This is a genomic window from Paracoccus wurundjeri (assembly GCF_030678915.1).
Classification (GTDB): domain Bacteria; phylum Pseudomonadota; class Alphaproteobacteria; order Rhodobacterales; family Rhodobacteraceae; genus Paracoccus; species Paracoccus onubensis_A.
The window spans coordinates 156,681-173,656 of record NZ_JAUUTZ010000003.1 but is presented as its reverse complement, the minus strand read 5'-3'; the positions used below and the strand labels follow the sequence as shown (position 1 = coordinate 173,656).

Genomic DNA, 16,976 nt, shown 5'->3' with positions numbered 1-16,976 from the left:
TCCCCGCCCGCGCGCGGCAGACCTTGTCAGGCCGCCGTCGTTTCGGAATTCGCGGCGCGTCTTCTGGTCCGGCTGAATAATCCAAGGACGAACACGAAGAAAACGGGCACGAAGAACACCCCCAGAATGGTCGCCGCGACCATGCCGCCGATGACCCCGGTGCCGATCGCGTTCTGGCTGGCCGCCGAAGCGCCGGTGGCGATGGCCAAGGGAACCACGCCTAGCGTGAAGGCCATGGACGTCATCAGGATCGGGCGGAAACGCAGCTTCGCGGCTTCGACCGCCGCCTCGATCAGGGTCATGCCCTGCTCGCGCAGATCCTTGGCGAATTCCACGATCAGAATGGCGTTCTTGGCCGAAAGCCCGATGATCGCGATAAGGCCAACCTTGAAATAGACGTCGTTCGGCATGTCGCGCAGCATCACCGCCGCGATGCAGCCGATCACCCCAAGCGGCACGACCAGCATGACCGACAACGGAATCGCCCAGCTTTCGTAAAGACCCGAAAGCAGCAGGAAGACGAACAGGATCGACATCGCGAACAGAATGGTCGAGGTATTGCCGGAACTGATCTCTTCCAGCGTCTGGCCCGTCCATTCATAGGCGAAACCTTCCGGCAACTGGGCGGCCAACCGTTCCATCTCGGCGACGGCAGCACCCGAGGAAAAGCCCTCTGCCGCGTTACCGGCGATGCGAACCGCCGGATATCCGTTATAGCCGACCACCTGACTTGGCCCCTGATCCCAGTCCAGCGTCGCAAAGGACGAAAACGGCACCATACCGCCATTCGAATTCCGCACAGTCAGGTCAAGGATACTTTCGGCCTGCATCCGGCTTTCTTCCTGCGCCTGCACGATAACGCGCTGCATCTTTCCCTGATTCGGGAAATCATTCACATAGCTGGAGCCGAGATTGGCCGAAATCGTCTGGTTGATATCGCCAAAGGCCACCCCGAAAGTCTGGGCCTTGTCCCGGTCGATATTGATCGCGACCTGCGCCGCGGCGGGCATCCCCTCGACCCGCAGGCCGGTGACGATGCCGCCCGCTTGCGCTTCATCCATAAGCTGCTGGGCGGCGGCGTTAAGCGCCTCTTGCCCGGCCCCGCCCCGGTCCTGAAGACGGAAGGTGAAGCCGCCAGAGGTGCCGAACCCCGGAATCGCCGGTGGCGATAGCGAATAGATCTGCGCGTCCTTGGTCTGAAACAGCGCCATATTGGCCGCATCCGCTATCTGACCGGCAGACTGGTCACGCTCGGCCCAGTCGGTAAAGGTGATGAAGGCAAGACCCGCATTCGGTCCCTGCCCCGAGAACGAGAAGCCGCGAATACCCACGACATTTTCGACCGCCGGATTCTGACCGTAATATTCCTCGATCGTGCGGATCGCAGCGTCGGTTCGCTGCGAACTGGCGGTTGGCGGCGTCTGGATATCCGCAATGACGAAGCCCTGATCTTCATTCGGCAGGAATGCCGTGGGCAGCGAAGTGAAGCCCAGACCCGTCAACGCCACGACGCCAAGATAGATCAGCATCACCAGCCCGGTGCGCCGCGTCAGAACCGATACGCCACGCCCATAACGCTGGGTCACGGCATCGAATTTGCGATTGAACCAGCCGAAAAAGCCCTTCTTCTCGTGATGCCCTTTGATCGGCTTAAGGAACGTCGCGCATAGGGCAGGCGTCAGCGTCAATGCAAGAAAGGCCGAGAACAGAATCGAAACCACCATCGTCAGGGCGAACTGACGATAGATGATCCCGGTAGAGCCCGGAAAGAATGCCATCGGGATAAAGACCGCCGCCAGAACCAGCGTAATGCCGACGATCGCGCCCGAAATCTCGCCCATCGCTTTTTGCGTGGCCTCTTTGGGCGGAAGCCCCTCACGCGCCATGATACGCTCGACATTTTCGATCACCACGATGGCGTCATCCACAAGAATGCCGATTGCCAGAACCATGGCGAACATGGTCAGCACATTGATCGAAAAACCGGCAACCAGCATCACCCCAAGCGTACCCGCCAGCGCAATCGGCACGACAATGGTCGGAATCACGGTGTAACGGAAGTTTTGCAGGAACAGGAACATCACGACGAAAACAAGGGCCACGGCCTCGACCAGCGTGTGGATGACTTTCTCGATGGATTTCTCGACAAAGGGCGCCGTATCGTAAGGGACCGCATATTCGATCCCCTCGGGGAAGAACTGCGACAGCTCTTCCATCGCGGTTTGCACCGAATGCGAGGTGGCCAATGCGTTACCCGTGCTGGAAAGCTGGATGCCGATCGCCGCCGTGGGCTGACCGTTCAGTCGTGACGCGAAATTATAGGTATCCGCGCCGATCTCGATCCGCGCGACATCACGCAGCCGTACCGTAGAGCCGTCGGTATTGGCGCGCAGCACGATATTTCCGAATTCCTCGGCCTCGGTCAGCTGTCCCTTGACCAGAACCGTCGCGGTCAGTTCCTGATTGACGGGGTTCGGATCGGCACCGATCTGACCGGCGGCCACCTGTGCGTTTTGCGCGCGGATGGCGGTCTGCACATCGGCGGGCGACATATTCAGACCAGTCAGCTTGTCGGGATCAAGCCAGATCCGCATCGCCTCTTGTGACGCGAAGACCTGTGCACGGCCCACACCGTCGATCCGGCGAATCTCGCCCACGACATTGCGGTTGATATAATCGCCAAGCGCGACCGCATCCATCGTTCCATCGGTCGAGGTCAGTGACACCATCATCAGGAACCCGGCCCCGGCTTCTTCGACGGTAACACCCTGATCCACGACCGTTTGCGGCAGGACAGGCTCGACCCTGCTTACCGCGTTCTGGATATCGACCTGCGCAGTCCCGACATCGGTTCCCGGCGCAAAGGTCGCAGTGATCGAAATCGCGCCGGAGACATCCGATGTCGATTCGAAATACTGGATGCCCTGAATGCCGTTAAGTTCCTCTTCGATGGGCTGAGCCACGGACTGATACATCTCGGTCGGCGTCGCGCCGGTATAGACCGTCGAGATCTGGATCTGCGGCGGCGCCACCTGCGGATATTGCGCTATCGGCATCTGCGGAAGCGCGATCAACCCGGCGATAACGATGAAGATTGCGATCACCCAGGCGAGAACCGGGCGAAGGATGAAGAACTGTGCCATCCGGTACTATTCCCTGGTCGGAGCCGAAGAGGCGGCGGCACGATCCGCGACCTCGATCGCTGGCTGTGCGCCCGTGGCGGCATCATCCGCCTTGGCGGATTGGGCAAGTTCCACCGGCTCGGGAACGACCTTGGCGTCGGGGTAAAGCTTCTGCGCGCCTTCCACCACGACCTTGTCGCCCGCAGTCAATCCGTTCTCGACCAGCCAGCGATTATCGAGGGTCTGGCCAAGCCGGATATCACGGCGTTCGACGGTGTCGGCATCCTTCAGCACATAGACATAGGATTGCCCCGACTGATCACGCTGCACGGCCATCTGCGGCACGGCCAATGCGTTTTCGCGCACGGCCTGTTCGATCCGGGCACGGACGTAAAGCCCCGGCAGCAGATCCCCGTCCGGGTTGGGAAATTCCGCCCGCAATGTGATCTGCCCCGTTGTGCTGTCAACATTCGCCTCGGAAAACAGCAACTTGCCCGGATGAGCGTATTCCGTGCCATCATCGAAGATCAACTGAACCTGCGCCTCTTCCGAGGTCTCCATCATCAAGGTCCCCGCATCGCGCGCGCGGCGCAGCGCGAACAGATCCGCAGATGACTGCGTCACATCCACATAAACGGGATCAAGCTGTTGAATCGTCGCCATGACGTCGGTTTCCGCATTCACCAGCGCGCCTTCTGTCACAAGGGCGCGGCCGACCACGCCATCGATCGGCGCGGTAACATCGGTATAGCCGAAATTCAGCTCCGCCTCCTGCAGCGAGGCCCGGGCGATTGCCACATCCGCCTCGGCCTGCGCCAGAACCGTCGTGGCATTGTCCAGTTCGACCCCGGCAGTCACACGACGTTCGCGCAATTGTTCGGTACGGCGAAGCTGATCCTCGGCGTTCTTGCGGCTGGCTTCCGCGCGGGCCAATGTCGCCTCGGCGCTGGCAACGCGAACGGCATAGGGCGCCGGGTCGATCTTATACAGGACATCGCCCGCTTTTACTGCGCTACCCTGCTCGAAAACCCGGCTCACGACGATACCGCCAATACGCGGGCGCACCTCGGCCGTGCGCGTCGCGGCAACCCGGCCGGGCAATTCATTGATGACGGGCAACGGCTCGGGTCGCAGGGTCAGGACGCTGACCTCGGGCGGAGGCAATTGCTGTGAGAGGACGGGGCCGGCAAGCAATACGAAGCCGGCCATCAGGCAGACAAACCTGCCAGGCGTTCGGGAGTAATGCAATGGTCTTACTTTCGGATCGGTCTTCGTGGAGGAAGATGATTATGTGGAGGAGGAAAAGACTATTTGTCGGCTGGCGCACCTTTGTCGCTGTCCGCGATGGCCATCAGGTCATCGAGAATTTCATTCCGGATCACATCATCGAAACGATGGAAGCCAAAATATTCCATGAAAGCCATCCCATGCAGTGTCAAAAGCGCCCGCAGCATCTTGCACGGCTCGGCCGCATCGGCTGCGACACGCTCTGCATCGCCGCGCAGTTCCTGACGCATGATCTCGTGGCATTCGGCGCTCTCGCCCATGCCCGCGCTGATCAGAAGCGCCATCGCGATATCTTCATCGGTCGGCGCGGTGCGGAATTCATCGATCAATGCGCGCAGCCAGGCATTGGGTTTACCCTCGTGCCGGGCATAAGCCTCTTCGAATTTGTCGCGATGCTGTTCAAGCTGATGGCGCGTGAAAGCGGCCAAAAGCCCAGCCTTGCTTTCACAATCATAGACGACACTGGACTTGCTGATGCCAGCCTCTTTTGCAACAGCATCAATGCTGAGACCGCTTACGCCATGACGACGCGCAACACATTCGACGGCCTGCATCAGGCATTCACGATCAATACTACGCTTGCGGCCCACGGTCTCTCCTTTTTCAACACGATCGTTCGTAAATAAATAGTTGCGGCACGTCAAGCCCATCCGCGGCCCTTTTGCTGGGTAAAAAAAATTACGCTTCTTCCGGGGCATTCCTTGACCTGCCCCGGAATTTTCATTCAGCGACAACTGGCGCCCGGTCAAACATTCATCCGAGGACTTCCAGAGGCCAATCTGACCTGCGGCCAGTGAGATTGCGGCGAAGCACTACATGGCCGGGCTTTTCGATCAACTCATGGGCGCAGATCGTGCCCCGAAACAAGGATGCCATGGGTATCCCTGAAAGAACCCACAAATATTTTGGATAACAGCTAACGTTAACAGTGCTGCTAACAAGTGACGCAGGGGAATGGCAGAGAATGTGATACATAGGGATGAAATTGATCCGCCAGATCGGTAAAACCAACAGATACATTGTGAATCACAACAGGGGAATACGATGAAAAAACTGCTTATATTCGCATCGGCGCTCGCCATGTCGACCGCCGTGGCAGAGGCAAAGACCTTTGTTTATTGCTCGGAAGCATCGCCCGAGGGATTTGACCCCGCGCCCTATACCGCAGGCAGCACCTTCGACGCGGGCGCGCATCCGGTCTATAACCGCCTGACGGAATTCGTGAAAGGCACGACCGAGGTAGAGCCATCACTGGCAGAAAGCTGGGATATATCAGAGGACGGCAAGGAATATACCTTTCATCTGCGTCAGGGCGTGAAATGGCATTCCAACGACAGCTTCACCCCCACGCGTGATTTCAACGCCGATGACGTGATCTTCTCGTTCGAGCGTCAGGCCAATGCTGATCACCCATGGCACCAGTATATTCCGGGGCTCACCTACGAATATTATTCATCGATGAGCATGTCCGAACTGATCGAGAAGATCGAGAAAGTGGACGATTACACGGTGAAATTCACACTTACCGAGCCGATGGCGCCATTCCTGGCGAATATCGCCATGCCTTTCGTCTCGATCGTGTCCAAGGAATATGCCGACTCGCTGGAGGAATCCGGCAATATGGCTGCGTTGAACAACGCGCCGATTGGAACCGGCCCGTTCCAGTTCGTCAATTATCAGCAAGATGCGGTGATCCGCTACAAGAAGAATCCCGATTACTGGGGCACTGCTCCGCTGATCGATGATCTGGTTTTCGCCATCACTCCCGACGCAGCAGTACGTTTACAGAAACTGAAGGCGGGCGAGTGCCATCTGATGTCTTATCCCGCCCCTGCGGATCTGGAGGCGATCAAGGCCGATCCAAATCTTCAGCTGGATGAGCAGGCCGGGCTGAATGTCGGCTATCTGGCCTATAACACGACGGTCGAGCCATTCGACAATCCCAAGGTCCGCAAAGCACTGAACATGGCGATCAACAAGGAAGCCATCATCGGTGCGGTGTTCCAGGGCGCGGCCGAACCTGCCAAGAACCCGCTGCCGCCCACCATGTGGTCCTATAACGACGCGATCGAGGATGATCCCTATGATCCCGAGGCCGCGAAGAAAATGCTGGAAGACGAGGGTGTCACCGATCTGAAGATGCAGATCTGGGCAATGCCGGTTCAGCGTCCCTATATGCCCAATGCCCGCCGCACGGCGGAACTGATGCAGGAAGATCTGTCCAAGGTCGGTGTGGATGTTGAAATCGTGTCCTATGAATGGGGCGAATATCTGTCCAAATCGATGGAATCCGGCCGGGAGGGTGCGGTTATTCTGGGTTGGACCGGAGATAATGGCGACCCTGACAACTTCCTGTCGGTGCTACTGTCCTGCGCGTCGGCCGATGAAGGTGGCGCAAACCGCGCATTCTGGTGCAATGAGGAATTCTCGGGCTTGCTGAGCGAGGCCACCCGGACCACCGATCAGGAAGAGCGGACCAAACTCTATGAAGAGGCCCAGGTGGTCTTCAAAGAGGAAGCCCCGTGGTTCACCATTGCGCACTCGACCACTTATGTGCCGATGGCGAAAGGTGTCACTGGTTTCGTCATCAGCCCGCTGGGCGATTACGTCTTCGACACCGTCGATATCGCCGAGTAATCGGGCGAAAGTCCCTCAACCGGAACCGAGCGCGCGGGGGCGTCAATCCCCGCGCGTTCTGCAAGGAAAAGGCGCATGGTTCGTTTCATTTTAACCAAGCTTCTCTATCTGATCCCGACGTTTCTGGGCATCACCATCATCGCTTTCGGGCTGGTGCGCATCCTGCCCGGGGACCCGGTGCTGCTGATGGCGGGCGAGCGCGGGGTATCCCCCGAACGGCATGCCCAACTGACGGCGATGCTGGGCTATGACAAGCCGCTGGTCATGCAGTATTTCAGCTTTCTCGGCCGGCTATTTCAAGGCGATTTCGGTAATTCGCTTTCCACTAACAAGCCCGTACTGAATGAATTTCTGACGCTGTTTCCGGCGACAGTGGAACTTGGCCTCTGCGCAATCTTTCTCGCCGTCATCATCGGGGTTCCGGTCGGCGTTCTTGCAGCCATCAAGCGCGGAAGCTGGTTCGACCAGATCTCGATGACCTCGGCGCTGGTCGGATTTTCGATGCCGATTTTCTGGTGGGGCCTGCTGCTGATCATCTTCTTCTCCGGCTATCTGGGCTGGACGCCGGTATCCGGCAGGATCAGCTATATGTTTTATTTTCCCAATGTGACGGGCTTCATGCTCATCGACTCTTTGCTGTCAGATCAGGAGGGGGCCTTCAAATCGGCGGTGCTTCATCTGATCCTGCCCGCTATCGTGCTGTCGACGATCCCGCTGGCGGTGATCGCGCGTCAAACCCGGTCCGCGATGCTGGAGGTGATGGGCGAAGATTATGTCCGCACCGCGCGGGCCAAGGGCATGCCGAGGCGCCGGGTGATCGGTGTCCACGCGCTGCGCAACGCGATGATCCCGGTTATCACGACCATCGGCTTGCAGATCGGCGTTCTGATGGCGGGCGCAATCCTGACCGAGACGATCTTCTCATGGCCGGGCATCGGCAAATGGATGGTCGATGCGATTTCAAGCCGCGACTATCCGGTCGTGCAATCGGGCCTGCTGCTGATCGCCATATTGGTGATGGTGGTCAATCTTCTGGTCGATCTGACTTATGGCCTCATTAATCCGAGGATACGCGTCAAATGAGCGATATTTCTGAAACGAACGTGCCCGTAAAGCTTTCAGACGCCGCAATTCGCCGCCGTATGATCGCCGAGTTCTGGTTCTATTTCCGACAGAACCGGGGAGCGGTCGCGGGCCTTGTGGTGTTTATCCTGCTGGTGCTGATCGCGATCTTTGCACCGCTTCTGGCACCGCACAGCCCGACAGCCCAGTATCGCGACCTGCTGCTGGTGCCGCCGATCTGGCAGGAAGGCGGGCGCGAAGGTTATATCCTTGGCACCGATGCCGTTGGCCGGGACATCCTGTCCCGCCTGATCTTTGGGGCGCAATATTCGCTGTTCATCGGCATCGTCGTCGTTTCGGTCGCATTGATCGGCGGAACCATTATCGGGCTGATTGCCGGCTTTTTCGGTGGCTGGATCGACAATTTCATCATGCGGGTGATGGATATCATCCTTGCCTTCCCGTCGCTGTTGCTGGCGCTTGTGCTGGTGGCGGTTCTGGGGCCGGGACTGACCAATGCGATGATCGCCATCGCCATTGTCTATCAGCCGCATTTTGCCCGCCTGACCCGCGCCGCCGTCATGTCCGAACAGAAGCGCGAATATGTCACCGCCGCGCGCGTCTCTGGCGCGGGGAACCTCAGGCTGATGTTCAGGACGATCCTGCCGAACTGCCTTGCGCCGCTGATCGTGCAGGCGACGCTGTCCTTTTCCTCGGCCGTGCTGGATTCCGCTGCACTCGGCTTTCTGGGCATGGGTGCAAGGCCGCCCGCGCCCGAATGGGGGACAATGCTGGCCGAGGCGCGGGAGTTCATCTCCAGCGCGTGGTGGGTGGTGACCTTCCCCGGCCTTGCCATCCTGATTTCGGTGCTGGCGATCAATCTTATGGGCGACGGGCTGCGCGACGCGCTTGACCCCAAGCTGAAGCGGAGCTGACGTCATGGCACAGTTGAACATCCGTAACCTCACGGTCAAATTCGCCACGGCGACGGGCAGCTTTACCGTGGTCGACGGCATCGATCTGCATGTTGATCCCGGCGAGGTTCTGGCCATCGTCGGCGAGTCCGGCTCGGGCAAATCGGTGTCGATGCTGGCGGTGATGGGGCTTTTGCCCGACACCGCCACCGTCACCGCCGATGAAATGACCTATGATGGCCGCGATCTGCTGCGCATGTCCCGGTCCGAGCGGCGCAAACTGATCGGGCGCGAGATCACGATGATCTTTCAGGAGCCCATTGCCTCGCTGAACCCGTCTTTCACAGCTGGATTCCAGATCGAAGAGGTCCTGCGCCTGAATATGGGCATGTCGCGCAAACAGGCCCGTGTCCGCGCATTGGAACTGTTCACCGCCGTAGGCATTCCGCAGCCAGAGGAAAAGCTGAAATCCTATCCGCATCAGATGTCGGGCGGTCAAAGCCAGCGGGTGATGATCGCGATGGCCATCGCCTCTAACCCGCGCCTGCTGATCGCGGATGAACCGACCACGGCGCTTGATGTGACGATCCAGAAGCAGATCCTCGATCTGCTGATGAAATTGCAGGAGGATTACGGCATGGCCCTGATCCTGATCACGCATGACATGGGCGTGGTCGCCGAAACCGCCGACCGTGTGGTGGTGCAGTACAAGGGCAGGAAAATGGAAGAGGCCGATGTGCTGAGCCTGTTTGAATCGCCGAAAAGCGCCTATACGCGCGCGCTTCTCTCGGCTTTGCCCGAGCATGCGACCGGGGAAAGATTGCCGACCGTGTCAGAGATTTTTCTGCGGGAGGATGCGGAATGAGTGATGCAAAAGATATCGCCGTCGTCGAGGGGCGCGCCCTTGTGCAGGATTACCAGATGCCCGGCAGCCTGTTCACCGGCAGCAAGCAGGTCCGTGCACTGAAGGGCGTCGATTTCAGGGTCGCGCAGGGCAAAACGCTGGCGATCGTCGGGGAAAGCGGCTCGGGTAAATCGACATTGGCGCGGATCATCGCACTGATCGACCCGCCCTCCGAAGGAGAATTGCTGATTGACGGCCAACCGGTCGATATTAGCCGCCACAGGCCGGGACCGGAAATGCGATCCAAGGTGCAAATGGTGTTCCAAAACCCTTATGGCAGTCTGAACCCGCGCCAGAAGATCGGCGACGTGCTGATGGAACCGCTGGTCATCAATACCAGGACTCCCGCAGCCGAGCGCCGTGACCGCGCCGAAGCGATGTTGCAGAAAGTCGGTCTGCAGCCCGAGCATTTCAACCGCTATCCGCATATGTTCTCGGGCGGTCAGCGGCAGAGGATCGCGATTGCCCGCGCGTTAATGCTGAATCCCCGGCTTCTGGTACTGGATGAGCCGGTCTCGGCGCTTGACCTGTCAGTGCAGGCGCAGGTGCTGAACCTGCTGGCCGATCTGCAGGATGAGTTTGACCTGACCTATATCTTCGTCAGTCATGATCTGTCGGTCGTGCGCTATATCGCCGACGACGTGATGGTGCTGTCGAAGGGCGAGGCGGTCGAACAGGGCAGCCGCGAAGCAGTGTTCGCCGATCCCCAACATCCCTACACGCAAGCATTGTTCGCCGCTACGCCTGTCACCGATCTTGACGCGATCCGCGCCCGTGTTCAGCGCCGTAAAGAAGCGCGAGAACGCCAGACGGTTTGAGACATTGGCGAGAGCGTTATTGTCAAGCGATGAATGCGGCTGGGCGGCACTTTGCCTGTACCGGGGGGCACCGCCTGCCCGGCGCGGCGTTGACATGTTTCCCCATATCGTCGCGGATGGACACGATACGAATACATTTGCCAGTTCTGGAATTCACAGCCAGACAGATAGATCGTTAACCTGATCCAGCAGATGCGGGGACCGGATCCCTAGCAATTCGGGCGCACCCACGGACACACACGGAAATAGTTTCCCTCGAATTTCTCAATTGTCGCCACATGCTCAAGCGTTTCCGCAAGCTCGTCCAGACCAAGAAGCAGGCGCCGTTTCACGCCAGGGTCTATATCAAAATGGATGGCGTCCAGCCCTTCGGCCCTGATCGATTGCGCGTCAAGATTAATAGTAATCGCGCAGCCCGGCCTGGCTTCAACATGGGCAATAAGCGCGCGATGATCCGTCTCGCTACAGATCACGGTCAGCAATCCGTTACGCTGTGCGTTACTGCGAAAGATATCCGCGAAGCTGCGGGCGATAACACATCGGATGCCGTGATCGACAAGTGCATACACCGCTGCCTCGCGCGAAGAGCCGCATCCGAAATTCGCCCCGGCGATAAGAACTTTCGGAGCGGTGCGTATCTGGTTCAGCGGAAAATCGGGGCTTTCGTTCCCATCCGCGTCAAACCGCATATCATACAGCAGCTGCCTGCCATAACCGTCTGCCCGACTTCGTTTCATGAAGCGTGCCGGGATCAGTTGATCGGTATCGATATTGTCGGCCGCCAATGCGATTCCGGGGCCGGTTTCAATGGTAAATGGGGTCATGTCCCGGTTTTCCCGCTGTCAGCAAATTCGGAAATATCCGCAAGCGGCAATTTTCGGATATCGGTCACGCGCCCGGTGACGGCGGCGGCAGCGACCATCGCCGGACTCATCAGATGGGTGCGCGCGCCGGGACCCTGCCTGCCACGAAAATTCCGGTTGGATGTCGATGCACAGCGTTCCCCGGGCGCAACGCGATCTCCGTTCATGCCGACACAGAGCGAGCAGCCGGAAGATCCCCATTCCGCGCCCGCGGCTCTGAACAAATCTGCGATGCCGGTCTTTTCGGCCTGCGCCGCGATGGCCTCGGAGCCCGGCGAAACCAAAAGCGGAACCCGGACTGTCCGGCCCTTCAGCACGGTCGCCGCCGCCAGAAGATCGGACCAGCGTCCATTGGTGCAGGAACCGATGAAACCGCGCTGGATTTCGATTCCCTCAACCGGTGAACCGGCGATAAGCCCCATATACTCAAGCGCCTCGGGCTGCCCCTTGGGCAAGTTACCTGTCACCGGGGCCACATGTTCGGGGCTTGTCCCCCAGGTCACCATGGGCGCCACTTCGGACGCATCCATAACCACCTCACGCGCATAGATCGCGCCGGGATCCGAGCGCAGTTGCCGCCAGCCGGCAAGCGCATCCTGCCAACAAGCACCTTGTGGGACCATCGGACGGCCTGCAAGCCATGCAAAGGTAACGTCGTCGGGGGGAACGATACCCGAGCGTGCGCCCATTTCAATTGTCATGTTGCACAGCGTCATCCGGCTTTCCATCGTCATGGCCGAAATCGCTGAACCGTCATATTCCACCGCATGACCGGTTGCGCCTCCGGTGCCGATGCGGCCAATGATATGTAATGCGAGATCCTTTGCAGTGGTTCCCGGGGGCAAGCTGCCCGATACCGTTATCCGCATCATCGGCGGAGGCTTTTGCCAAAGCGTCTGGGTTGCAAGCACATGAGCCACCTCGGACGCCCCGATCCCGAAGGCGAAAGCCCCGAATGCGCCATGAGTCGCGGTATGACTGTCGCCGCAGACGATAATCGTGCCGGGCAAGGTCAAGCCCTGCTCGGGTATTGCGACGTGAACGATCCCGCGTTTCCGGTCTCCGATGCCGAAGCTGCGGACACCGTGCCGCGCCGTGTTGACCGCAAGCCGGTCGATCATGGTCAGGGTATCCGCCGTCGCGCGGTCCGGATGACTTGGCGCATAATGATCCGCGACACCGAATGTCAGTTCGGGATGACGAACGGAGCGCCCTGCCGCGGCAATCTTGTCAAAAGCGTGATGCGAACCCTCATGCAGCAGATGGCGATCGACGAACAGCAGGTCTGATCCCTCGGAAGACAGGATCCGATGCGCGTCCCAGATTTTCTGCACAAGCGTACGAGGAGCGGTCATCGGGACAATGCCTCGTTGTGATGAGTCCGGCGCCTGCCGAGCTGCGAGATGATGATCGTGCCCGCAAGCAGCGCGATCAGAACCAGCGTGATTGGCCGGTCAAGCAGGAATGAGAGATGCCCACCGGAAATTTGCCAGCTGCGCACCAACTCGCCCTCGGCCATCGGTCCCACCAGCAGACCGACAACCACCGCCGTCACCGGATAACCATAACGGCGCATGACCCAGCCGAGTGCGCCGGCGCCGGCGACCGTCATCGGCCCGACGACAGATCCGGTGATCGCATAGGCGCCCATCATCGAGATCGCGATCACATAGGGGATCAGATAGCGCAGCGGCGCTTTTACGATCGAGCTGGCAAAGAAGACGAATGCGATCCCTATCACCAACAGCAGCATCGCCTGCACCATATTGCCAAGGATGATTGCATAGACCACGTCGGTACTTTCTGAAATAAAGCGCGGCCCGCCCGTCACGTTATGCATCGCAAAGGCACCGAGCAGAATGGCTGTACCCGCGCCGCCGGGCAGCCCAAGCGCCAGCAATGTGACCATGCCGCCACCTTCCGAGGACGAATTCGCCGCCTCCGAGGCGATCACCCCGTCGGGGTTTCCCTGTCCAAAGCTGCCCGGATCTTTCGAAGCGCGTTTGGCGGTGCCGTAAGAGGCAAGATTTGCAACGCTTGCGCCGACGCCGGGAATGATGCCGATCATCGTTCCCATCAGCGAACCTCTCAGGACGGCGGGCCAGCGGCGAAATGTATCACGTACGCCTGTCAATATCGGCCGCATCTTGAGTTTCCTCAGACTTTTATCGGCAACGATATAATCCTTACCCGCCATGTTGATCAGTTCGGATGCCGCAAAAAGCCCGATAAGCGCGGGTATCGCCGGGATCCCGTCCAGCAGATACATGCTGCCGAACGTCCCGCGCATCAGCCCGGTATCCGAATAGCCCACCGTCGAGATTGTGATTCCCAGAACGCCAGCGGCGAGGCCCTTGGCAAAGCTGGAATCATTGAGGACCGCGATCAGCAAGAGGCCCCATATCGCGACAACCAACATTTCGGTAGGCCCAAGCTTCAGAACCCACGATGCCGCAGGCCCGACAACAAGCAGAAGCACAACATAGCCAAAGAATGTTCCGATGACAGATGCGGCAAGGCCGACGCCAAGCGCCTCTCCGTGACGGCCCTGTTGCGACATCGGATAACCGTCGAAAGCGGTTGCGACTGCGCTTGATGTGCCGGGTATGTTCATCAGGATCGCCGGAATGGCGCCGCCAAAACCGCCGCCGGTAAAGATCGCCGACAGAAACAGGATCGCGGGCAGGAAATCCATATACAGGGTAGCAGGCAGGAATACCGCCATGGCGATCGAGATCGACAGCCCCGGAACCGCGCCAAAGGCCAGCCCGATCAGGATCCCCGGCGGCACGACCAGCCAAGCCATTGCATCATTGCCCAGCAATTGGAGGGCGCCGGAAAAAGCGGCAAAATCAAACATCCGACAAACCTTTCCGTTCAGAACAGCTGCAGCGGGACGCGCACTCTGAGCAACCCGTGAAACACCCAGACAATCAGTGCCGTACCGATCACCGCATTCAGCAGGACGAGCCAGAGCCGACGTTCTCCCTGAACCAGCAGCGCGAGACCAAGGAATATGGCTGTTCCGATATCAAACCCGGCAAATGGCAATGTGATCGCGTAGACGGCGATCAGAAGAAGCAAAATCACCGGTTTCGCCACGCTCTCCGGGATCCGGAGGCCAGGCCGCGCATCAGATCGCAGAAACTTGCGCCCATCCACGATTGCCGCCCAGACAAGCGCTGTTACACCGATGCCGACAGCAGGCAGGATCAGCAGCCAGTCGCCCGGATTCCGTGCGGCTCCAAGAATTGTCCAGGCATAGATAACAAGTGCGAGCGCCACCAATATGGCGAAGACCAGCGCACCGGGCCGCATAGCTTCAGTCGGCGCAGATACGCGTGTGTCGCCGGACGGACGCTGTGACATCGGGCATCTCCTTTGTCGATGTAAGCAGGGCTGGTGGATCAGTTGACGATATCCGAGTATTTGCTCAGCGCCTCGAAGGTCTTGTCGATCATCTCCTGACTGGCCTCGGGCCCGACCCAGTCACTGCCAAGCCCCGCAGCTTTCGCGGTTTCAGCGTATTCGGGGCTTTCGACCACCTGCTTATAGGCGGCAAGCAGTGTCTGATACCGTTCCGGATATTCTTCGGCGAACGCGGCGGGGGCCATGAGGCCGGTGATATTGCCGCCGATAACCGGCTGCGGCTCGGCTCCCAGTTCACCAAGGACGTCGTTCATCAAGGGCGCTCCGAGATTATCCGGATCCGCATCATTAACCACCGCGAGAACGCGCAGATTATCCATGACGCTTTGCGCAGCCTCTGCGGCGATAATCTCGAAATCGACCTGATTTCCGGCCAATGCCGAGCGCAGGGGCGATCCGCCGTCATAGGTCACGAAACGGACATTTTCTTGCGAAATGCCCAAAGCATCCATGATCATCAGCGTTTGCAGATGGCCACCATTCGCGTAGATGATCCCGGATGACACTTTGCCCGGCGTCTTCATCGCCTCGACCAGATCGGTCAAATTCTCATAAGGGCTTTCCTTGTTCACAGCGATGATGCCGTAATCGTTCCACTGCGCGTTGAGCAGGCGGAAATCTTCCCATTTCACGGGGGCGCCACCCATCAGGATCGCATTCGCCAAATATGGCGTGGCCTGCATCAGCAGAAGAGTATTGCCATCAGGTTCCGCGCGCGAGACATAGGTCGCACCAAGCCCGCCGGCGCCGCCAGGACGGTTTTCCACCACCACAGGCTGCCCAAGGATCTTGCCCAGCGGTTCGGCGAGGCTTCGCGCCATCCGGTCCGCACTGCCGCCTGCATCGAAGGGCACGACGATGGTCACGGGGCCGTCCGGCCAATCTGCGGCGAAGGCTTCGCTTGCAAAGCCACCCAGCCCTACCGAAAAGCCAGCGGCAAGCGTCACGGCGGCAAGAAACCTGCGTCTCGGGATTCCGGTCGAACTGTTCATCTCTTCCCCTTAATCTGTATGGCCGGTCCGATTTCGCCGGCAGATTACGGCTGCAAGACGAACATGGTCTTATTGTCATGTCAATAGAACATTTAACTTTCATCCTTCCGCGCCGCAAGCTATCACTTAGGCAAGCAGGTTCACGGAGCGGGCGAAATGGCAGCATATGATGACGAGCAGCTTCCAACGGAAGCTTCGGTCTGGCCCAAGCACCATCAGGTCTATCTGGTGTTACGTCAGCAAATATCCGACGGGTCCTGGTCGGCGGACGAGCAAATGCCGGGCGAGTTGCAATTGGCCAAACAGTTTGGCGTTTCGAGGATCACGATTCGCAAAGCCATGGACCGGCTCAGGGCCGAAGGTAGCGTTCAGCGAGCGCGTGGACGGGGGACCTTTGCCCGCATGAATACCGGTTCGTCGCCGGTCAGTGCCTCACTTTCGGGGAATTTTGAGAATTTGATGGCGCTGGGGCTGGAAACCACCGTTTCGGTTATTGACCTGAGATTTGTTCCCGCGCCCAAAGACGTCGCCGCCGCCATGGGCGTGGAAGCCGGTGTGCGGATGCACAGAGCCGTGCGCCTGCGCCACCTGAACGACCGCCCGTTCAGTCATCTGACGACCTGGCTTCCCGATGATATCGGCGAAGGGATCGGTCGCGACGAAATGGAGCGCACCTCGCTTTTGCGGCTGATCGAAGCCACGGGCCATAAGGTACATAGCGCGCGCCAGACGATCTCGGCCTGTCTCGCGGTGCCGGAAGTCGCAAAGCTGCTGCAAATCGAGCCAGGTGAGCCGCTGCTTGCAATTCGCAGGACAGTTTACGATCCAGCAGGCCGCGCCGTAGAGCGAATCCACGGACTCTACCGCCCCGACACCTATGAGCATGAAATGAACTTCGACCGCAGCGCGGACGAAGCGACCAAGGTATGGAATACCTGAATCAGGAGG

Annotated in this window: 14 protein-coding genes; 6 read left to right on the top strand and 8 right to left on the bottom strand. The window is 59.2% G+C overall.

Annotated elements, in window-relative coordinates; all coding sequences use genetic code 11:
- Positions 1–26: 26 nt before the first annotated feature.
- From Q0601_RS04845 to Q0601_RS04835, 3 genes are all read right to left on the bottom strand, one after another.
- On the bottom strand, positions 27–3,143 hold the full coding sequence (locus Q0601_RS04845; RefSeq protein WP_305287704.1) for an efflux RND transporter permease subunit: 3,117 nt from the start codon (positions 3,141–3,143) through the stop codon (positions 27–29).
- Between the two features lie 6 nt (positions 3,144–3,149).
- The gene (locus Q0601_RS04840) at positions 3,150–4,331 is read right to left on the bottom strand and encodes an efflux RND transporter periplasmic adaptor subunit (protein ID WP_305287702.1); all 1,182 of its coding nucleotides are present in this window, start codon (positions 4,329–4,331) and stop codon (positions 3,150–3,152) included.
- 98 nt (positions 4,332–4,429) lie between these two features.
- Positions 4,430–5,158, bottom strand: coding sequence for a TetR/AcrR family transcriptional regulator (locus Q0601_RS04835; RefSeq protein ID WP_305287700.1), 729 nt, complete (start codon positions 5,156–5,158; stop codon positions 4,430–4,432).
- Between the two features lie 295 nt (positions 5,159–5,453).
- Here Q0601_RS04835 and Q0601_RS04830 point away from each other — a divergent pair, with 295 nt between their 5' ends.
- The 5 genes from Q0601_RS04830 to Q0601_RS04810 all read left to right on the top strand — a co-directional run bounded on the left by Q0601_RS04830 (position 5,454) and on the right by Q0601_RS04810 (position 10,744).
- Complete coding sequence (locus Q0601_RS04830; RefSeq protein WP_305287698.1) at positions 5,454–7,046, top strand: ABC transporter substrate-binding protein; 1,593 nt, start codon at positions 5,454–5,456, stop codon at positions 7,044–7,046.
- Positions 7,047–7,121: 75 nt separating this feature from the next.
- Positions 7,122–8,129: an ABC transporter permease subunit gene (locus Q0601_RS04825; RefSeq protein ID WP_305287696.1), complete on the top strand. Its 1,008-nt coding sequence runs from the start codon at positions 7,122–7,124 to the stop codon at positions 8,127–8,129.
- Between the two features lie 59 nt (positions 8,130–8,188).
- Positions 8,189–9,043, top strand: coding sequence for an ABC transporter permease subunit (locus tag Q0601_RS04820; RefSeq protein ID WP_305287890.1), 855 nt, complete (start codon positions 8,189–8,191; stop codon positions 9,041–9,043).
- A 4-nt stretch (positions 9,044–9,047) separates the two neighbouring features.
- Complete coding sequence (locus tag Q0601_RS04815; protein WP_305287694.1) at positions 9,048–9,887, top strand: ABC transporter ATP-binding protein; 840 nt, start codon at positions 9,048–9,050, stop codon at positions 9,885–9,887.
- On the top strand, positions 9,884–10,744 hold the full coding sequence (locus Q0601_RS04810; protein ID WP_305287692.1) for an ATP-binding cassette domain-containing protein: 861 nt from the start codon (positions 9,884–9,886) through the stop codon (positions 10,742–10,744). The genes Q0601_RS04815 and Q0601_RS04810 overlap by 4 nt, the downstream gene beginning before the upstream one ends.
- A gap of 209 nt (positions 10,745–10,953) precedes the next feature.
- Here Q0601_RS04810 and leuD read toward each other — a convergent pair whose 3' ends face one another.
- From leuD to Q0601_RS04785, 5 genes are read right to left on the bottom strand one after another with little or no spacing between them, the layout of a single operon-like run.
- Positions 10,954–11,568, bottom strand: coding sequence for a 3-isopropylmalate dehydratase small subunit (gene leuD / locus Q0601_RS04805; protein WP_305287690.1), 615 nt, complete (start codon positions 11,566–11,568; stop codon positions 10,954–10,956).
- Positions 11,565–12,962 carry a 3-isopropylmalate dehydratase large subunit gene (gene leuC / locus Q0601_RS04800; RefSeq protein WP_305287689.1) on the bottom strand — a complete coding sequence of 466 codons (1,398 nt, stop codon included), beginning with the start codon at positions 12,960–12,962 and terminating at the stop codon, positions 11,565–11,567. Before leuC ends, leuD begins: the two co-directional genes overlap by 4 nt.
- Positions 12,959–14,467 (bottom strand): tripartite tricarboxylate transporter permease, encoded by a 1,509-nt coding sequence (locus tag Q0601_RS04795; protein WP_305287688.1) that lies wholly within the window; start codon positions 14,465–14,467, stop codon positions 12,959–12,961. Before Q0601_RS04795 ends, leuC begins: the two co-directional genes overlap by 4 nt.
- Positions 14,468–14,484: 17 nt before the next feature.
- Positions 14,485–14,976 (bottom strand): tripartite tricarboxylate transporter TctB family protein, encoded by a 492-nt coding sequence (locus tag Q0601_RS04790; RefSeq protein ID WP_305287686.1) that lies wholly within the window; start codon positions 14,974–14,976, stop codon positions 14,485–14,487.
- A 38-nt stretch (positions 14,977–15,014) separates the two neighbouring features.
- On the bottom strand, positions 15,015–16,028 hold the full coding sequence (locus tag Q0601_RS04785; RefSeq protein ID WP_305287685.1) for a Bug family tripartite tricarboxylate transporter substrate binding protein: 1,014 nt from the start codon (positions 16,026–16,028) through the stop codon (positions 15,015–15,017).
- Between the two features lie 156 nt (positions 16,029–16,184).
- On the opposite strand from Q0601_RS04785, the gene Q0601_RS04780 reads away from it, so the two are divergent.
- Complete coding sequence (locus tag Q0601_RS04780; protein WP_305287683.1) at positions 16,185–16,967, top strand: GntR family transcriptional regulator; 783 nt, start codon at positions 16,185–16,187, stop codon at positions 16,965–16,967.
- Positions 16,968–16,976 lie beyond the last annotated feature (9 nt).